The following is a 17,381-nucleotide window of genomic DNA, read 5'->3' on the forward strand; positions in this document are numbered from 1 at the left end:
GTTAGGGATTGAACGGTCTGTTTGAGCTCTTTTTTAGATCTGTTCGAGTGAATTTACGAGGAAATCGTAAATTTGTATGTAGAACAGTCCTAAAAAAAGCGAGTAGTGAAAGCCCGTTAAAACGCTCAAATAAAAAGAATAAAGAAAACAAACATCTATCACATGAAATACGATATTATTATAATTGGAAGTGGACCTGGAGGATATGTAACTGCTATTAGAGCATCTCAATTGGGTTTTAAAACTGCTATTGTAGAAAAAGAATCTTTAGGAGGAATTTGCTTAAACTGGGGATGTATACCTACCAAAGCATTATTAAAATCTGCTCAGGTTTATGATTATTTGAAACATGTAGATGCTTATGGTTTAAAAGCAGAGGCTATAGATAAGGATTTTGATGCTGTTATTAAAAGAAGTCGTGGTGTTGCAGAAGGTATGAGCAAAGGTGTACAGTTTTTAATGAAGAAAAACAAAATTGACATTATTGACGGTTTTGGTAAAATTAAAGCTGGTAAAAAAGTAGACGTTACTGCAGAAGATGGTAACATTACAGAATATAGTGCAGATAATATCATTATTGCTACCGGTGCACGTTCTCGTGTATTGCCTAATTTACCACAAGATGGTAAAAAAGTTATTGGCTATAGAGAAGCCATGACCTTACCAAGTCAACCAAAATCTATGATTGTTGTAGGTTCTGGTGCAATTGGTGTAGAGTTTGCTCATTTTTATAATACTATGGGTACAGAGGTAACTATTGTTGAATTTATGCCAAATATAGTACCTGTAGAGGATAAAGATATTTCTAAACAATTTGAGCGTTCTTTAAAGAAATCTGGAGTTAAGATCATGACAAATTCTTCTGTAGAATCTGTTGATACTTCTGGTGATGGTGTTAAAGCAGTTGTAAAAACTAAAAAAGGTGAAGAAGTTTTAGAGGCTGATATTGTTCTTTCTGCTGTTGGTATTAAAACAAATATTGAAAATATAGGTCTAGAAGACGTTGGTATTATTACTGATAGAGATAAAATATTGGTTAACGACTGGTACCAAACAAACATACCTGGCTACTATGCTATTGGAGATGTTGTACCAGGACCTGCATTAGCACACGTAGCTTCTGCTGAAGGAATTACTTGTGTAGAAAAATTAGCTGGTTTACATACAGAGGCTATTGATTACGGTAATATACCAGGTTGTACCTATGCTTCTCCAGAAATAGCTTCCGTTGGATTAACAGAAGAAAAAGCTAAAGAAGCTGGTTACGATTTAAAAATTGGAAAATTTCCATTTTCTGCATCAGGTAAAGCAAAAGCTGCAGGTACACCTGACGGTTTTGTAAAAGTTATTTTTGATGCCAAATATGGTGAGTGGTTAGGTTGCCACATGATTGGTGCTGGTGTTACAGACATGATTGCTGAAGCAGTTTTAGGACGTAAGTTAGAAACTACTGGTCATGAAGTATTAAAAACCATACATCCTCACCCTACAATGAGTGAAGCTGTTATGGAAGCTGTTGCTGATGCTTATGATGAAGTAATACATTTATAAGACTGTATTTAAAGTAAAGGTGATCATTTTTTTATAAAATATTTCATCTTAAAATCATACAGACATAAAATATCTCAAATCTAAAAACAGGTTTGAGATATTTTTTTTATTGAAAATCAATAAGTTATTCTAAACTATTGGTATTCACTACAAAATTTTATCTACAAAAAGTGCTGATTAATCGAAAAACTGAAAATTGTTTATTTCTGTTTTTGTATCTTTAAATCATATAAAAATTATCAATTGTAAAAATTATAAAATGAAAGCAAAATATCAAAGTGTATTGGATCTAGGTGAACAATTAAATATTAAAAACGGTGATGTTAAAGAAGAGGACGGACAATTAAAAATTTATGGAACAGCAAAAACACCTTATGAAAAAGATTTAATTTGGGATGAGATAAAAAAAGCCGGAGGTGAAAACCCTACAGATATTATGGCAGACATACAAATAGAAGATGATTCTGTTTATGCAAGACATACTGTTGCTAGTGGAGAAACTTTAGGGAAAATTGCAAAAAAATACTACGGAAAACCAATGAAATATACTGCTATTTTTGAAGCAAATACAGATATTTTAAAAAACCCCGATGTTATTCATCCAGGGCAAGAGTTGGTCATTCCTAATTTATAAACTTCTATAAATTATTAAAAAGCCGAAGCAATTTGCTTCGGTTTTTTTTATTTTTGATCTTAAATACAACGCATTGATTACCGATAAAAAACAATTTTTTAAAGAAATTTTAAAAGCACTATCTAAACTTATAGTTGCGGGTCTTTTAATTGGCTTTTTAAAACAATATGATCTTATTATTGCTATTCTTTTAGTTCTAAAAATTTGTCATAATATCTATGTTGAAGTTATAAAACCAAAACATAAAAACTGGTTACTTTTGATAGGAATGTTGCTGACGGGGTTTGGAGGAATTATTGGCGAAACTTGGGGTGTAACTAATGAGTATTGGGAATACCATAAAGTGTCTAGAGAGTTACCCTTATGGTTACCTTTTGCTTGGATGCTTGCATTTCATTATTTATACAAATTAGAGCGTAATCTTATACCTTTATTACGAAAGCAATCACCGCAAAGTAAAATTATTCTAGCCATTATTCTAGCATTAATTTTACCTGCTTTTGGTGAAGTGATTACTATTTATATGGGAGTTTGGACTTACTATTGGCCTTATCAAATTTTTGGTGTTCCTTTATACGCCTTTTTGTGTTTATTGTTTGTACACATGCTAGTGTATACTATTTTACATTTTATTTGTAAAAAATATGAAATCAATGATGTTGTTTTTAATTGATGCGTTTTTAAATATTAAAACTGCCAACACACAATTCTGGTAACTTTATTACCCTGATTCATATGGATAACTCTAAATTGACTTACCCCTAATTTTTTAGAGGAATCTCGCAAACTTTCTACATTTTCTTTTTTTGAAACTAAACTTGTAAACCATTTGCTTATTTTTGGATACAAAGAGCTTTCATATAAATAATTATGTAAAAAAGCTTTTTCTCCTCCAATGTACCAAAGTTCATTATTATTCCCAGAAAAGTTTCTTACAGCATTGTTTCCTAAATTTCTTGTTTTTCTTCTGTTTGCACCTCTAGCCTCTTCTGCAGATTTGTAAAAAGGCGGATTACACATAGTGGCCGAAAAAGAATCATTTTCTTCTATAATTCCTTTTAAAATATGTTGTTCATCAAATTGTTGCCTCAGTTTAATAAACCCATCCAAATTATTATAATCTATAATATCTTGAGCAGTATCTAAAGAATCTAAATCAATATCTGTGGCTACAAAATTCCATTTGTATTCTGCAACTCCTAATAAAGGATATATACATGTTGCACCTGTACCTATGTCTAAAATTTTGACTTGGTCTTCTGTTGAGAGTAAATCTGATATATGATGAATGTAATCTAAACGTCCTGGAATTGGTGGACATAGATTTTCATCTGGAAAATCCCAAACAAATATTTCATCATAAGAAAATAATAATGCCTTATTTAACTCTTTTACTGCTTTCGGATTTGAAAAATCAATACTGAAGTTGCCATGTTTGTTTTTGGTTACAAACTGTTCTATTTCTGGATTTTTTTGAATAAGTTCATCAAAATTATATCCTTTATTAAATTTGTTTTTTAAATGCAGCCCTTTATCCTTCATAATTGCAAACTTACAACTCTAAGATTGTAAACTCCAATTGTAACGGTTTTAAAGCAGTTTTTAATGACGCTATAAACGAACTTCCGTATTCTAAATAATATTCAGAAAAATTACGCTGACGTTCCTCTAGACTCTGATTGGGTAATAACTCATTTTGCAACTTTGATATTCTTTCTACCAAATCTTTTTGCCTTCTTTTCTCTGCTCTTATCAACCTTTTTTGTAGATTTTCTAATCCTTTAATCTGCTTTATTTCTTGAGCTTCTACCGCTCCAATAAAAGAAGCATCAGTTTGTTTGGCAACTTTTTTTAACTCTGAAAATTGCTGTTCTAAAAAAAGAATTTTCTTATCAAAATCTACCTTAATATTAGCGTTTTCTATAACTTTTTTTGACAACAACTTGTTTTGATTTAAAAAGATTTCTTCTAATGAAATATTTAACTTGTCAAGTTTCTGTTTTTGTTTTGAAGAGATAACCTGCACAGAATTTCGAAGTAACAGAATAGGAAAAGGTACTTTAACAGCATCAAAAAAGGTTTTTAACTCCAACCAATACGCTTGCTCTCCTCCACCTCCAATATAGCACAAGTTTGGCAATATAACCTCTTGATACAAAGGTCTTAGAATAACGTTTGGAGAAAATGCTTTAGGGTTTTTCGCTAATTCTTCTAAAATTGCTTTTTTTGTAAAAGTTATGTCTGTATTGTTAACTTTATAAACCCCACCCTCATAAACAATACGTTCTCTAAAATTATTTCCTAAATAAAATAAATTAATCTCTCTAGGGTTTACCTGTATTTTATATTCTTTTTCTAACGCTAAAATTGTTTTAGATACCGTTTTAAAAGCGGTTTTATTTTCAAGCTCTTCTTTGATGTATGGGGTAAACACTGTTTTTAATGCATAATCATCACCATCTACTATAACCAAACCATATTTACCAAACAACTCATTAGCAATATAACGTGTTGCTTGTGCTAAATTTTGATGTTTTAAATATGCTTCTGAAAAAAGACTCTTTAAATACTGGGCATTTTTAGAATTTCCTAAATGATTGGAGAACACTCTATAAACAGCTTCTAAACTTTTTGTAGAAAACCGTCCTACAGCACCACCATCTTCACGTTTCCATTGCACTTTTTTTCCATCAAAATTAAAGTAATTGATTTCATCAAAATCATGATCTTCAGTCGCCATCCAATATACAGGTACAAAATTTTGTTTAGGATATTGTTCTGTTAATTCTTCACACAAATTAATGGCTGATACAATCTTGTACAAGAAATACAAAGGACCAGTAAACAAATTTAATTGGTGTCCTGTTGTAATTGTAAATGTATTTTCTTGCTGTAAAAGATTGATATTATCTTTTGTTTTTTCAGTTGCCATGAAGTCAGAATATTGACTTTGCAAGGCTTCTGACAATATTTTTCTTGTTTCTAAACTAAAAGATTGTTTCTTTTCTTTTATTTGATCTTTAAAACCTTCAACATCAGAAAAATTTTTATAAAAAGGTTTTATAGCTTCTTTTTGTGCTAAGTAATCTAGCATTGTTTTTGAAAAAAAACCTGTTTTTTTAAAGGGTATATGTGTTACATTCATAATTACTTACTAATAACACGTTTTATATAACAGTCAGATTCTGAAAAAGAATTCATATGGTTTGATTAATTTTTGATAAAAGTACAAATATTTCACCCTTTTTGTCGAAAAGGAGAAATCAATCTAACAAAGTTTTAACAGGTTAATGTTTTTGTTTTGTTAGATAGAAATATATATTCCTTATTTTTGAAAATCAAACTTTTTTTATGAAAATTAAATCTCTTTTGTTAGTTGCTTTTCTTATTTCCGAAAGCCTATTTTCTCAAACAATACAATCTCCTTCAGAATTTTTGGGTTACGAAATTGGCTCTCGTTTTACAAGGCATCATAAGGTTGTAGAATATTTTACGCATGTTAGTAACTCATTATCTAACGTTGTGCTTGAAAAATATGGAGAAACCAATGAACGTAGGCCTTTGTATTTAAGCTATATTTCATCAGAAAAAAACATCTCTAATCTAGAAACGATTAGAACAAATAATCTTGCTCAGACTGGTATTATTTCTGGTAAAGCCACTAATAATATTGCTATAGTTTGGTTGAGTTATAATGTTCATGGAAACGAAGCATCTAGTACAGAAGCTGCTATGTTGACTCTTTATGAATTGGTGACAAAGAAAAAAGAATGGTTAAAAAACACTGTAGTTATTATAGATCCTTGTATAAATCCTGATGGAAGAGACAGGTATGTAAACTGGTATAATCAAGTAAAAAGTACCCCATTCAATACCAATCAAGATGCAAAAGAACATTCAGAGCCATGGCCTGGAGGTAGGCCAAATCATTATTTATTTGATTTGAATAGAGATTGGGCATGGGCTACTCAAGTAGAATCTCAACAAAGAATAAAAATGTACAACAAATGGATGCCACATATTCATGTAGATTTTCATGAACAAGGAATTAATGATCCGTATTATTTTGCTCCTGCAGCAGAACCTTTTCATGAAATTATTTCTGATTGGCAGCGTAACTTTCAAAACGAAATTGGAAAAAATCATGCAAAATATTTTGACAAAGAAGGCTGGTTATATTTTACCAAAGAGAGTTTCGATTTATTATACCCAAGTTATGGAGATACTTACCCAACCTACATGGGTGCTATTGGAATGACTTATGAACAAGCAGGACATGGAAGAGCCGGTTTAGGCATAAAAACTGACGAAGGTGAGATATTAACACTTAAAGATAGAGCTTTACACCACATGACAACTGGTTTATCTACGGTAGAAATTTCTTCTCAAAATGCTGATCAATTGAATATTGAATTTAAAAATTTTTTTAATAACAACTCTTTACAATATAAAAGTTATGTTTTAAAAAATGATAATGTAGACAAAACAAATCGTCTAAAAGCACTCTTAGATCTCCATGAAATTGAATATGAAGTTGCTAAAAACGGAACTGTTAAAGGCTACAATTATATGAGCCAAAAAGAAGAGAAAATGATTGTTTCTACTTCTGATTTGGTTATTCATACCCAACAACCCAAAGGAAAAATGGTAAAAGTATTGTTTGAACCAAAAACAAAATTAGTAGATTCGTTAACGTACGATATTACAGCTTGGTCTTTACCCTATGCCCATGGTCTTAAAGCCGTTGCTTCTACTACTAAGGTAGCTTCATCAAAAAGTACTATACCCCAATCAACAACAAATACTATTGACACAAATGCTTATGCTTATATTTCAAAATGGAATAGTATTGATGATGCAACTTTTTTAGGAGCATTATTGCAAGCTGATATTACACCTCGTTTTTCTAATCAAGCATTTACAATTGATAAAAAGGTATACGCTGCTGGGAGTTTAATTATTTTAAGAAATGACAATAGAAGTGAAGATTTTGACTCTAAATTAGTTGCTATTGCAAATACGCATAAAAGAAGATTACAGCCTGTTACTACTGGTTTTGTAGACAAAGGTGTAGATTTTGGTTCTTATGCTGTAAACCCCATAAACAAACAAAGAATTGCTGTGTTGTCTGGTAAAGAAACTTCTTCTTTAAGTTTTGGTGAAGTATGGCACTTTTTTGAGACTCAATTACAATACCCTATTACAACCTTGAATTCTGATTATTTTAGTAAAGTAAACTTTTCTAATTATGATGTCATTATTATTCCTAGTGGATACTACAGTAAGGTTTTAAGTAAAACTATTTTAGAAAAATTTGTAAAATGGACCCAATCTGGAGGAACTTTACTGGTTATTGGAGAGGCTCTAAATAGTTTTGCGGATCACAAAAGTTTTGCATTGAAAAAGAAAAAAAATAGAACTAAAATAGAAGAACCCAATTTAACTCCTTATGCAGATAGAGAGCGTAACAATGTTAAAAATTTTATTACTGGAAGCATATTTAACAGCACGCTAGACCACACACATCCTTTGGCTTTTGGTTATGACAAAGAATACTTTTCTTTAAAATTAAGCGGAACGTCTTATGAACTGCTACAAAAAGGAAATAACGTAGGTTATTTTGGAAATTATACTACAAATGTTTCTGGTTTTGCAGGTAACGATGCTTTAAAGAACGTACCTAAATCTTTACTTTTTGGTGAAGAAAAGAAGGGAAGCGGAAGTATTATTTATATGGTAGATAATCCGCTATTTAGATCATTTTGGGAAAACGGAAAACTTTTTGTTGCTAACGCTGTATTTTTACTAAATTCTGATATCTTAAAACATTAGAAACATATTTTGGAAATTATTCTAAAGCTAAATCGCAATACCAAAAATAAGTGTTAAAACTCTTCATTTCTTGGTCTGTAGAGTTGTGATTGGAATCTTTATCATTTTCATTTAAAGTATAAGAGCGTAATACTTTTTCTCCTATTTTAAAGGGAATCGGTTTTGAAAACAAAGGGCCATCAAAAACAAAAGTATGAAACTCTCCATTTTCTCCGCAAACATCTACAGATTCTGGAAGTTCTTCTAAAAATTGTTCGTCTATAATTCTGCCCACAAACTCTTTACCTAACAATGTGGCATTTACACATACCGTTATTGCTTTAAAACCAAGATTTAAAAATTCATTTATGATGTGTTTGGTATCTTTTTTCCATAAAGGATAAACCCCCTTAATACCAACTTGAGTTAATTTAGTATCTCTGTATTTTTTTAAGTCTTCAAGAAAAATATCCCCAAAAACACTATGTGTATAATTTTCCAATACTAAAGAGCTCATGTTTTCCTCCATGATTTCTGAGTAATCATCCATCGTTACTTTTGCAGAAAACGCAATTGTTTTTAACGGTATACCTATTGATTTTACTTGTGCATACAGCAATTCATTTCGCAAACCATGCATAGAAACACGATTAAAATCTTTATTTATAGTAGTTACTAATAAGTCTATTTTATAAGTTTTATGTTGAAGTGTCTTGTAAAGTGCTAATGCAGAATCTTTACCCGTACTCCAATTAAAATAGGCTTTATGCATACAATATTTACTTTTTAATCTTTAATTTTTGATGTAAACTTTTAGGCTTTTCTTGTACGGTAATGGGTGTACCATACAAATCATAATCTCCTGCTTCATGTATTTTTATATCTACAAACTCGCCAATTTTAATGTAATGCGCTCTTGCATCAACTAAAACGTCATTATCTACATCAGGAGAGTCATACTCTGTTCTTCCATAAAAATATTCTCCATCTTTTCTATCAAACAAGCATCTAAATGTTTTTCCTATTTTTTGTTGATTCAGTTCCCAAGAAATTTGAGATTGAATTTCCATAATTTCATTTACTCTTCTAAACTTAACCTCTTCAGGAACATCATCCTCTAAAACATAAGCACCCGTATTTTCTTCGTGAGAATATTCAAAAGCTCCTAAACGCTCAAAGCGCATTTCTTCTACCCAATCTTTCAATTCTTGAAATTTCTCTTCTGTTTCTCCAGGATAACCTACAATTAGTGTAGTTCTAATTGCCATTTCTGGTACAACCTCTCTAAATTTATGTATTAAAGCCGTAGTTTTTTCATGAGTTGTTCCTCTCTTCATAGACTTTAACAGCGCCGTGTTAATATGTTGCAAAGGTATATCTAGGTAATTACAAACTTTAGGCTCTCGCTTCATTACTTCTAAAACATCCATAGGAAAACCTGTAGGAAATGCGTAATGTAAACGAATCCATTCTATACCATCTACTTTAACCAATGCTTCTAATAAAGCTGCTAAAGCCCTTTTTTTGTAGATATCTAAACCGTAATATGTTAAATCTTGCGCAATTAACATAATCTCTTTGATACCGTTAGCGGCTAATTTTTCTGCTTCTGTAACAACATCTTCTATAGGTGTAGATCTGTGTTTACCACGCATTAACGGAATCGCACAAAACGAACAAGGTCTGTCACAACCTTCTGCAATCTTTAAGTATGCATAGTGTTTTGGAGTTGTTGTTAAGCGTTCTCCTATCAATTCATGTTTGTAATCTGCTTCTAATACTTTTAATAAATTTGGTAAATCATGCGTACCAAAATATTGATCTACATTCGGAATTTCTCTCTCTAAATCAGGTTTGTAACGCTCACTCAAACATCCTGATACAAAAACTTTATCTACTTCTCCTGCTTCTTTTTTTTGTGCATAATGCAATATGGTATCTACACTTTCTTCTTTTGCTTTACCTATAAAGCCACATGTATTTATAACAACAATATTTCCATCATCATTTTCATCTTCATGTACTACATTTTTTCCGTTAGCTTTTAACTGCCCCATTAACACCTCACTATCGTAGATGTTTTTAGAGCAACCAAGAGTTACTACATTAATTTTATTTTTTTTGATGGATTTTGTACGCATTACATTGTTTTTAAGCAATTGCAAATATACGTTAATACAGTTCTTTTTTAGGTTAAGTTGTTAAAAACAATTAAGATAAAAAAAGAAAAACTAACTATACAAATTATATATAAAATCTAAAATTCAATATTCTTTGGATAATTTTTGTTGGTATATTGAAAACTGATTTCTATTTTCATACGGTAGCCTATCAATGCGAAAACAGTTATTTTGTATTTAGATGTTCTTCAATATCAGCAATATGGTGTTGCAGTGCCTGAGATGAAATCTGGATTTCTTTGATTAATAACCCTAAAGAAATAATTAATAAAATTAAGGCCAAACCAAATACATAGACTGCAATATCTTGTTGATGTATATAAATTAACAACATGGTAACCACGCAAAATAACAGACTTGTAATTCCAAAAATCTGCATCCAACGTGTTAAATTTAAACGTAACTTTAAATTTTTTATTTGTCGTATTAAAGATGCTTCTTTTCGTTCTAAGTAAATGTCATGTAAATTTCTAATGACAGCTGAATATGCTAAAAACCGATTGGTATATGCTAGCATAATTAAAGAAATTGCAGAAAATAATAATGCTGGTGTAGTTAGTGTTAGTGCCTCCATAGTTACTGCAAAAATACAGAATAATAAAATTGGAAAGAAAAAAAATCTATTTCTTCACTCAATTTATTATTCTATAAATGACAAAAATGATACATTTGTATGTATGCCTAATTTTAAAAACAAGTTGACAATTGGTCGTTTAGACAAAGTAGATTTTCCTGAATTTAATTTAGAGGATCTTGAAGTAAAAATAGACTCTGGCGCTTATACTTCTTCTATTCATTGTGTTAACATTATTGAAGCAAATAACGGAGCTAAAAAACACATTAAATTTACGTTATTAGACCAAAATCATCCTCAATACAGTGGTAAAGAATTTGTTTTTAAAGAATACGATGTTAAAATTGTAAAAAGTTCTAATGGAATATCTGAAAAAAGATTTTTAATTAAAACAAAAATTATTCTTTTTGACACCGAATTCCCTATATATTTGACACTTACTGAACGTAGTAATATGAAGTTTCCTGTTTTATTAGGAAGAAAATTTTTAAATAAAAAATTTGTGATAGACACCTCAAAAAAAGAACTATCTCACGTATCAAAATATAAATAATTATGAAAATTGTTATCCTTTCTAGAAATCCAAAACTTTATTCTACCAAAAGATTGATAGAAGCTGCAGAAAAAAGAAAGCATCAAATAATTGTAGTAGACCACTTAAAGTGCAATATAGAAATAGAAAAAAAAGCGCCAAAAATATTTTACAAAGGAGAATATTTGACAGATATAGACGCAATTATTCCTAGAATTGGAGCCTCTGTTACATTTTATGGTACTGCTGTTATTCGTCAATTTGAGATGATGAAAGTTTTTACTTCTGTATCATCTCAAGCACTAACAAGGTCTAGAGATAAATTAAGTAGTTTGCAAATTTTAGCGAGGGCTGGTGTAGGCTTACCCAAAACAGTATTTACCAATTATACAAAAGACGTAGAGCATGTTGTTAAATCTGTGGGTGGAGCTCCAATGGTTTTAAAATTGTTAGAAGGCACACAAGGTTTAGGAGTTGTTTTAGCAGAAACAAAAAACGCTGCAACTTCTGTACTAGAAGCCTTTAACGGTTTGGGAGCTAGAGTAATTGCTCAAGAGTTTATTAAAGAAGCTGGTGGTGCAGATATTAGAGCTTTTATTATAGACGGAAAAGTCATAGGCGCCATGAAACGCCAAGGTAAAGAAGGCGAGTTTCGTTCAAATTTACATAGAGGTGGTAATGCCACGGTTATAGAGTTAACAGATGAGGAAGAAAAAACAGCTATTAAAGCTGCTAAAGCATTAGGACTAGGAGTTGCAGGTGTAGATATGTTACAATCTTCTAAAGGACCATTGGTATTAGAGGTAAATTCTTCTCCTGGTTTAGAAGGTATAGAAACCGCTACTGGTAAAGATATTGCTAAAGAAATCATCCGTTATTTAGAGATTCATGTCGAATAAACCTTTTGTACTTCTCGGTAAAGAAATTCCGAAAGGAAAACGAACTGTAATTGATTTAAAAATTGCAAAACTACACACAAGAACTACTGTAAATGTTCCTGTGATTATAGAACATTCACACAACCCAGGCCCTGTAGTTTTATTGTTGGCAGGTATACATGGTGATGAAACCAATGGTGTAGGTATTGTTAGAGAAGTTATCAATCAAAAACTAAATAAGCCTAAAAACGGAACTATTATTTGTATTCCTGTTTTTAATATTTTTGGTTACTTGATTCAAACAAGAGAATTCCCTGACGGACGAGATTTAAATAGAATGTTTCCAGGAACTCAAAACGGTTCTTTAGCTAGTCAGTTTGCTTATCAGTTTTCAGAAAAAATAGCCCCTTTTGTAGATTATGTAATCGATTTTCATACAGGTGGAGGAGAACGAGATAACGTAGCTCAGATTAGATGCAACAAAGATGACGAAAGAGGTTTAGAATTGGCTAAAGTTTTTAATCCACCTATCATTGTATTTTCTAATAACATCGTAAAATCTTTAAGAGAAACGCTTTATAAAATGGGCAAAACCGTTTTGCTTTTTGAAGGTGGAAAAACCAAAGAATTGAATCCTGCCATTATTAATGAAGGTGTTAACGGAACACGAAATGTTTTAATTCATTTGGGTTTACTAGAAGGAGAGCTTAATGTTAAAGCAACACCTATTTTTGTAAAAAAAGCAAAATGGTTGCGCGCTCCTGATTCTGGAATGTTTAAAGTTAGAGCTAGCAATGGTACTTTTGTGAAAAAGAAAGAGGTTTTGGGCGTAATACAAGATCCTTTTGGTGAATTTAATAAAAAAATATATGCTCCTTTTGATGGTCATATTTTCTGCATCAACAAAACTCCAATAGTAAATAAGGGTGACGCTTTGTTTCATTTGAGTATTATTTAATGAAGAGTACTTATGTTTATAGCAAAAATATAGAAATGAAAAAAATAATTATTTTACTCTTATTTTTTATTTCCTCCTGCCTTTTTAGTCAAAACTCAGTTTATAAAGCTAATGTAAATGAAGAATTAACAAGATACTTTGAGCAAAAGATATCCAAAGAACTTTTAAAAAACATTACTTACCCTAAAAACGGTTCTAGTATAGAAATCGTTTTTTATGTAAACAAAGAAAATATTCCTTATAATATTCAAATAAGTTATAGTAGAAATTCTAATCTTAACAAAGCACTAAAAAAGGCTTTTGAAGAATATCCAACCGAAGATTTAAAAATAAATTTTGATACCAAAAAAAAATATTCTTTTCAGATTATAAAAAGAGTTTCAGGTTCAAATGTTATTAGTGTCAGCAATTCATTTACCGAAGTTACTCCCCCAAATTGTAATACCTGTAAAGATTTAGACTTTTTTTCTGATATACAAACCTGTATTAACTCTAAATTAAAAAATTATTTTAACGAAACAATTGATTATACTCTTGTCAATAAAAAAAATAAAAGCTCAAATATTTCTTTAGAAATTCATGTATTTATAGATCAAAATGGGTTTTTAAAACTTAAAAAACTAAAAGTTCCTATAGAGTTTGAAGAGCACATTAAACATATTGTAGATCAATATCCAGTTGTGTTTACCCCAAAAACAGTGAATAACAACTCAGAAACTTACAGTTATAGTTTTTATCAATCTTTTGAAGTTGGAAAAAAACCTGAGTTAGACACTAATTTTAATAATTTCGATTCTATTTTTGTTCCTTCTTATACTAACAAATTTGCAAAATACCTTCAAAAAAATCTAACCGAAAAAGAATTAAATTACGCAAATTTAAACAGAATCAACCAAAGGTTATCTTTGTATTTTGAATTGGATAAAAATGGTAATCTTATAGAGATATCTACAAATTCAAGATCAAAAACATTAGAAAAAAAAATAATTACATTATTTAAAAAGTTCGATTTAAATGAGCTTAATTTTATAAACAAAAACCGTTTGAATCGTTATTTTTCTCCAATAATAATTTTTGAAGATGGTAAAAATGTTGTAAAAACATACAATACTATTGGATATAGTAGAATTCCTATCTTTTCAGCTTGTAAAAACATGAAAACCTCTAAAGAAGCAAAAGCTTGCTTTAGTAGAAAAGTACAAATTCATTTTTCAAAAAAATTCAACCCTAAGTTAATTAACAGATTGGGGTTAAGTTCAGGTAGAAAAAGAATTTTTATACAATTTAGGGTCGACAAAAAAGGAAATATTGCAGACATTAAGGCCAAATCTCCTCATAAAAAAATAGAAGAAGAAGTTGTTAGAGTGATGAAAACACTGCCTAAAGCATCTCCAGCCGTTTTTGGCAATAAGCCCGCTAACATAAAATTTTCTATTCCTTTTACGATTATCGTAGAATAATTTAGATTTGTAATTTGTAGTAAAATTCTTATGAGAATAGACATCATTTCCGTAGTTCCTAATTTATTAGAAAGCCCATTTAATCATTCTATTGTTAAACGAGCAAAAGATAAAGGTTTGGTAGAAATTGTAGTACATGATTTAAGAGAATACGGTTTAGGAAACTATAAACAAATTGATGATACTCAATTTGGTGGTGGTGCTGGTATGGTAATGATGATAGAGCCTATTGTTAACTGTATAAAAAAATTACAATTGCAACGTAGTTATGATGAAATTATTTACATGACTCCAGATGCCCAAACACTAAATCAAGCTACTGCAAACACCCTTTCTCTCAAAGAAAATATAGTAATTTTAACTGGGCATTATAAAGGTGTAGACCAACGTATTAGAGACAAGTACATCACTAAAGAAATTTCTATTGGAGATTATGTCTTAACAGGTGGCGAGTTAGCTGCTGCAGTACTTGTAGATGCCACTATTCGCTTAATACCTGGTGTTATTGGTGATGAGCAATCTGCTCTAACAGATTCTTTTCAAGACAATCTATTATCTCCTCCTGTATATACTAGACCTGCCAATTTTGAAGGCATGAAAGTACCAGATATTTTATTGTCTGGCAACTTCCCAAAAATAGAAGACTGGAGAAGCGATAAGGCATACGAAAGAACACAACAAATAAGACCAGATTTGCTAAATGAATAAATTTCTATCTTTCGTAAATACAAACAAAGCAATTTCTTGGGTTTTCGGTTTTCAAATCTTCAGATTATTGCTCCTTCCTTTTATGGGTTTAATGCCTCAAGATGCCTATTATTATTTGTACGGACAAAACCTATCTTTATCTTATTTTGATCACCCTGGTATGATTGGATATATTTTACGGTTCTTTTCTGAAATTTTTGGTCAATCTGTATTTGTCATAAAACTCGCTGATTATACAATAACATCACTTACTATCTTAAGCTTTTACAAATTAGCCTCTTACTTTTTATCCAAAGAAAAAATAAAAAGAGCTTTAGTTTTATTAATTTCTACCATTTTTATCTCCATCTTATCATTTAACTCTACCCCAGATGTCCCCTTACTACTGTTCTGGACGTTGAGTTTAATTTGTCTATACAAGGCTATTTTTGAAGAAAAAAATTGGTTTTGGATATTAGCCGGAATCTCAATGGGGTTAGCTTTTAACAGCAAGTACACTGCGCTTACCCTGCAAATAGGGCTTATAGCTTATCTTTTATTTTCTAATAAACATAGAAAATTAATAGTATCTCCATGGTTATGGTTAAGCCTTTTGATTTCTATAGCCATTACTTTTCCTGTTTGGTATTGGAATATTCAAAACAACTTTGCCTCGTTTGCTTTTCAATCTTCAGAAAGAACAAGTTCTATTACAAAGTTTAAATTTTATCCTAATTTCTTTTTTGGGGCTATAGCACACCAAATTTTTATACTGTTGCCAGTTTTATTTGTCATTTTTATAACTTTTACTTTCAAGTATATAAAACGAGCTTTATTAAAATTTAAACTTCCGAAAGCTAAAACCCTTTTTTTACTCGCTTTTTTTATTCCTACGTTTGTTGGTTTTTTTAGTTTGACTCCTATTTATTGGGTAAAATTGAACTGGATGATGCCTTCTTATATTACAGGAATCATTTTAGCAGCTATGTTTATCAGTAAAAAATTATTGAAAACTCAAATTATCATAGCTATAGTTTTTCACATTTTACTAGGTATACAGGTTTTATTTTATGTAGTACCTATTAAAAGTGATGATACTTGGGTGGGTTGGAAAGATTTATCTACAGAAATTAACAAACTTCAAGAAAAACATTCTAATACATTTGTGTTTTCAGATGATAATTATAAAACAGCTGCCTGTTTAAACTTTTATATGAATCAAAAAGTATATGCACAAAATATTATTGGTTTGCCTGCTTTACATTTTGATTATTTAGGTGATGATTTATCAGACTTAACTTCAAAAAACGCACTATTTATTGATTCTGACAAACGTTTTAAAAACAACAAAAAAAAAGGAACACACCTTAATTTATTAAATAATTATTTTGATACGATTACAGAATTACATCCAATAATAATTAAAGTTAACGGTAGAGAGGTTCGTAAATTTTGGGTCTACTATTGTACTAATTACCAAGCTAAAAAATAATTAATTTTTATTTTTTCAACTCAAAAAAAGTACTATTTTTGCAACCGCTAAATTAACCTCTGACGAAGAAATCGTGAATGTTGTTTTAGAAAAACTATTAAATTAAAAGATATGGAATCTTTAATAAAATTTGTTCAAGACGAATTTGTAACAAAAAAAGAATTTGCAGAATTTGCTGCTGGAGATACAATTACTGTATACTACGAAATTAAGGAAGGTGAAAAAGTAAGAACTCAGTTTTTTAGAGGCGTAGTATTACAAAGAAGAGGTGCTGGTCTTTCTGAAACTTTTACAATTAGAAAAATGTCTGGTACTGTTGGTGTAGAAAGAATTTTTCCTGTAAACTTACCTTCTATACAAAAAATTGAAGTTAACAAAAGAGGTAAAGTACGTAGAGCTCGTATCTTTTACTTTAGAGGCCTTACTGGTAAGAAAGCTAGAATTGCTGAAAAAAGAAGATAATCTCTTTACAAATAACATTAAAAAAGGCGTTGTGAAATTTCACAACGCCTTTTTTAATGTATGATTGTTCAATTTATATTAAAATAACGTATTAGAAAATAACTTTATAAAACCATATCATTCTATGAATTTGTATGATATGGCTTTAATTTTTGTTAATTT

At 30.3% G+C, this 17,381-nt stretch carries 16 protein-coding genes; 11 read left to right on the forward strand and 5 right to left on the reverse strand.

Annotated features, from left to right (window positions below; genetic code table 11):
* Positions 1 to 162: 162 nt before the first annotated feature.
* The 3 genes from lpdA to DUT90_RS04655 all read left to right on the forward strand — a co-directional run bounded on the left by lpdA (position 163) and on the right by DUT90_RS04655 (position 2,858).
* Positions 163 to 1,551 carry a dihydrolipoyl dehydrogenase gene (gene lpdA, locus DUT90_RS04645; RefSeq protein ID WP_114425858.1) on the forward strand — a complete coding sequence of 463 codons (1,389 nt, stop codon included), beginning with the start codon at positions 163 to 165 and terminating at the stop codon, positions 1,549 to 1,551.
* 259 nt (positions 1,552 to 1,810) lie between these two features.
* The gene (locus DUT90_RS04650; protein ID WP_114426323.1) at positions 1,811 to 2,185 is read left to right on the forward strand and encodes a LysM peptidoglycan-binding domain-containing protein; all 375 of its coding nucleotides are present in this window, start codon (positions 1,811 to 1,813) and stop codon (positions 2,183 to 2,185) included.
* Between the two features lie 73 nt (positions 2,186 to 2,258).
* Positions 2,259 to 2,858, forward strand: a complete 600-nt coding sequence (locus tag DUT90_RS04655; protein ID WP_114425859.1) for a hypothetical protein — start codon at positions 2,259 to 2,261, stop codon at positions 2,856 to 2,858.
* Between the two features lie 14 nt (positions 2,859 to 2,872).
* On the opposite strand, the gene rlmF is transcribed toward DUT90_RS04655, so the two are convergent.
* Together rlmF and bshC are read right to left on the reverse strand one after the other, a co-directional pair.
* Positions 2,873 to 3,727, reverse strand: a complete 855-nt coding sequence (gene rlmF, locus DUT90_RS04660; protein WP_114425861.1) for a 23S rRNA (adenine(1618)-N(6))-methyltransferase RlmF — start codon at positions 3,725 to 3,727, stop codon at positions 2,873 to 2,875.
* Between the two features lie 10 nt (positions 3,728 to 3,737).
* A complete protein-coding gene (gene bshC, locus DUT90_RS04665) occupies positions 3,738 to 5,330 on the reverse strand; it encodes a bacillithiol biosynthesis cysteine-adding enzyme BshC (RefSeq protein WP_114425863.1) in 1,593 nt (530 codons plus the stop codon).
* A gap of 206 nt (positions 5,331 to 5,536) precedes the next feature.
* Here bshC and DUT90_RS04670 point away from each other — a divergent pair, with 206 nt between their 5' ends.
* On the forward strand, positions 5,537 to 8,017 hold the full coding sequence (locus tag DUT90_RS04670; protein WP_114425864.1) for a M14 family metallopeptidase: 2,481 nt from the start codon (positions 5,537 to 5,539) through the stop codon (positions 8,015 to 8,017).
* 16 nt (positions 8,018 to 8,033) lie between these two features.
* Here DUT90_RS04670 and DUT90_RS04675 read toward each other — a convergent pair whose 3' ends face one another.
* From DUT90_RS04675 to DUT90_RS04685, 3 genes are all read right to left on the reverse strand, one after another.
* Positions 8,034 to 8,768 carry a diphthine--ammonia ligase gene (locus DUT90_RS04675; RefSeq protein ID WP_114425866.1) on the reverse strand — a complete coding sequence of 245 codons (735 nt, stop codon included), beginning with the start codon at positions 8,766 to 8,768 and terminating at the stop codon, positions 8,034 to 8,036.
* A 7-nt stretch (positions 8,769 to 8,775) separates the two neighbouring features.
* Positions 8,776 to 10,137, reverse strand: coding sequence for a 30S ribosomal protein S12 methylthiotransferase RimO (gene rimO, locus DUT90_RS04680; RefSeq protein WP_114425867.1), 1,362 nt, complete (start codon positions 10,135 to 10,137; stop codon positions 8,776 to 8,778).
* A gap of 205 nt (positions 10,138 to 10,342) precedes the next feature.
* Positions 10,343 to 10,750 (reverse strand): DUF2721 domain-containing protein, encoded by a 408-nt coding sequence (locus DUT90_RS04685; RefSeq protein WP_114425869.1) that lies wholly within the window; start codon positions 10,748 to 10,750, stop codon positions 10,343 to 10,345.
* Between the two features lie 103 nt (positions 10,751 to 10,853).
* Between DUT90_RS04685 and DUT90_RS04690 the strand changes: the two genes are divergently transcribed.
* The 7 genes from DUT90_RS04690 (at position 10,854) to rplS (ending at position 17,219) form a co-directional block, all read left to right on the forward strand.
* Entirely contained in the window at positions 10,854 to 11,303 is a 450-nt protein-coding gene (locus DUT90_RS04690; RefSeq protein ID WP_114425871.1) for a RimK/LysX family protein, read from the forward strand.
* Between the two features lie 2 nt (positions 11,304 to 11,305).
* Positions 11,306 to 12,181: a 30S ribosomal protein S6--L-glutamate ligase gene (gene rimK, locus DUT90_RS04695; protein ID WP_114425873.1), complete on the forward strand. Its 876-nt coding sequence runs from the start codon at positions 11,306 to 11,308 to the stop codon at positions 12,179 to 12,181.
* Positions 12,171 to 13,118: a succinylglutamate desuccinylase/aspartoacylase family protein gene (locus DUT90_RS04700; RefSeq protein ID WP_114425879.1), complete on the forward strand. Its 948-nt coding sequence runs from the start codon at positions 12,171 to 12,173 to the stop codon at positions 13,116 to 13,118. The genes rimK and DUT90_RS04700 overlap by 11 nt, the downstream gene beginning before the upstream one ends.
* Before the next feature lie 35 nt (positions 13,119 to 13,153).
* Positions 13,154 to 14,578, forward strand: a complete 1,425-nt coding sequence (locus tag DUT90_RS04705) for an energy transducer TonB (RefSeq protein WP_147266195.1) — start codon at positions 13,154 to 13,156, stop codon at positions 14,576 to 14,578.
* A gap of 30 nt (positions 14,579 to 14,608) precedes the next feature.
* A complete protein-coding gene (gene trmD / locus DUT90_RS04710; RefSeq protein WP_114425882.1) occupies positions 14,609 to 15,286 on the forward strand; it encodes a tRNA (guanosine(37)-N1)-methyltransferase TrmD in 678 nt (225 codons plus the stop codon).
* On the forward strand, positions 15,279 to 16,757 hold the full coding sequence (locus DUT90_RS04715) for a glycosyltransferase family 39 protein (RefSeq protein ID WP_114425884.1): 1,479 nt from the start codon (positions 15,279 to 15,281) through the stop codon (positions 16,755 to 16,757). The genes trmD and DUT90_RS04715 overlap by 8 nt, the downstream gene beginning before the upstream one ends.
* 111 nt (positions 16,758 to 16,868) lie before the next feature.
* Positions 16,869 to 17,219, forward strand: a complete 351-nt coding sequence (gene rplS / locus DUT90_RS04720) for a 50S ribosomal protein L19 (protein WP_114425886.1) — start codon at positions 16,869 to 16,871, stop codon at positions 17,217 to 17,219.
* Positions 17,220 to 17,381: the final 162 nt, after the last annotated feature.

Origin of the sequence: Polaribacter sp. WD7, from assembly GCF_003335085.1 — a bacterium.
GTDB lineage: Bacteria > Bacteroidota > Bacteroidia > Flavobacteriales > Flavobacteriaceae > Polaribacter.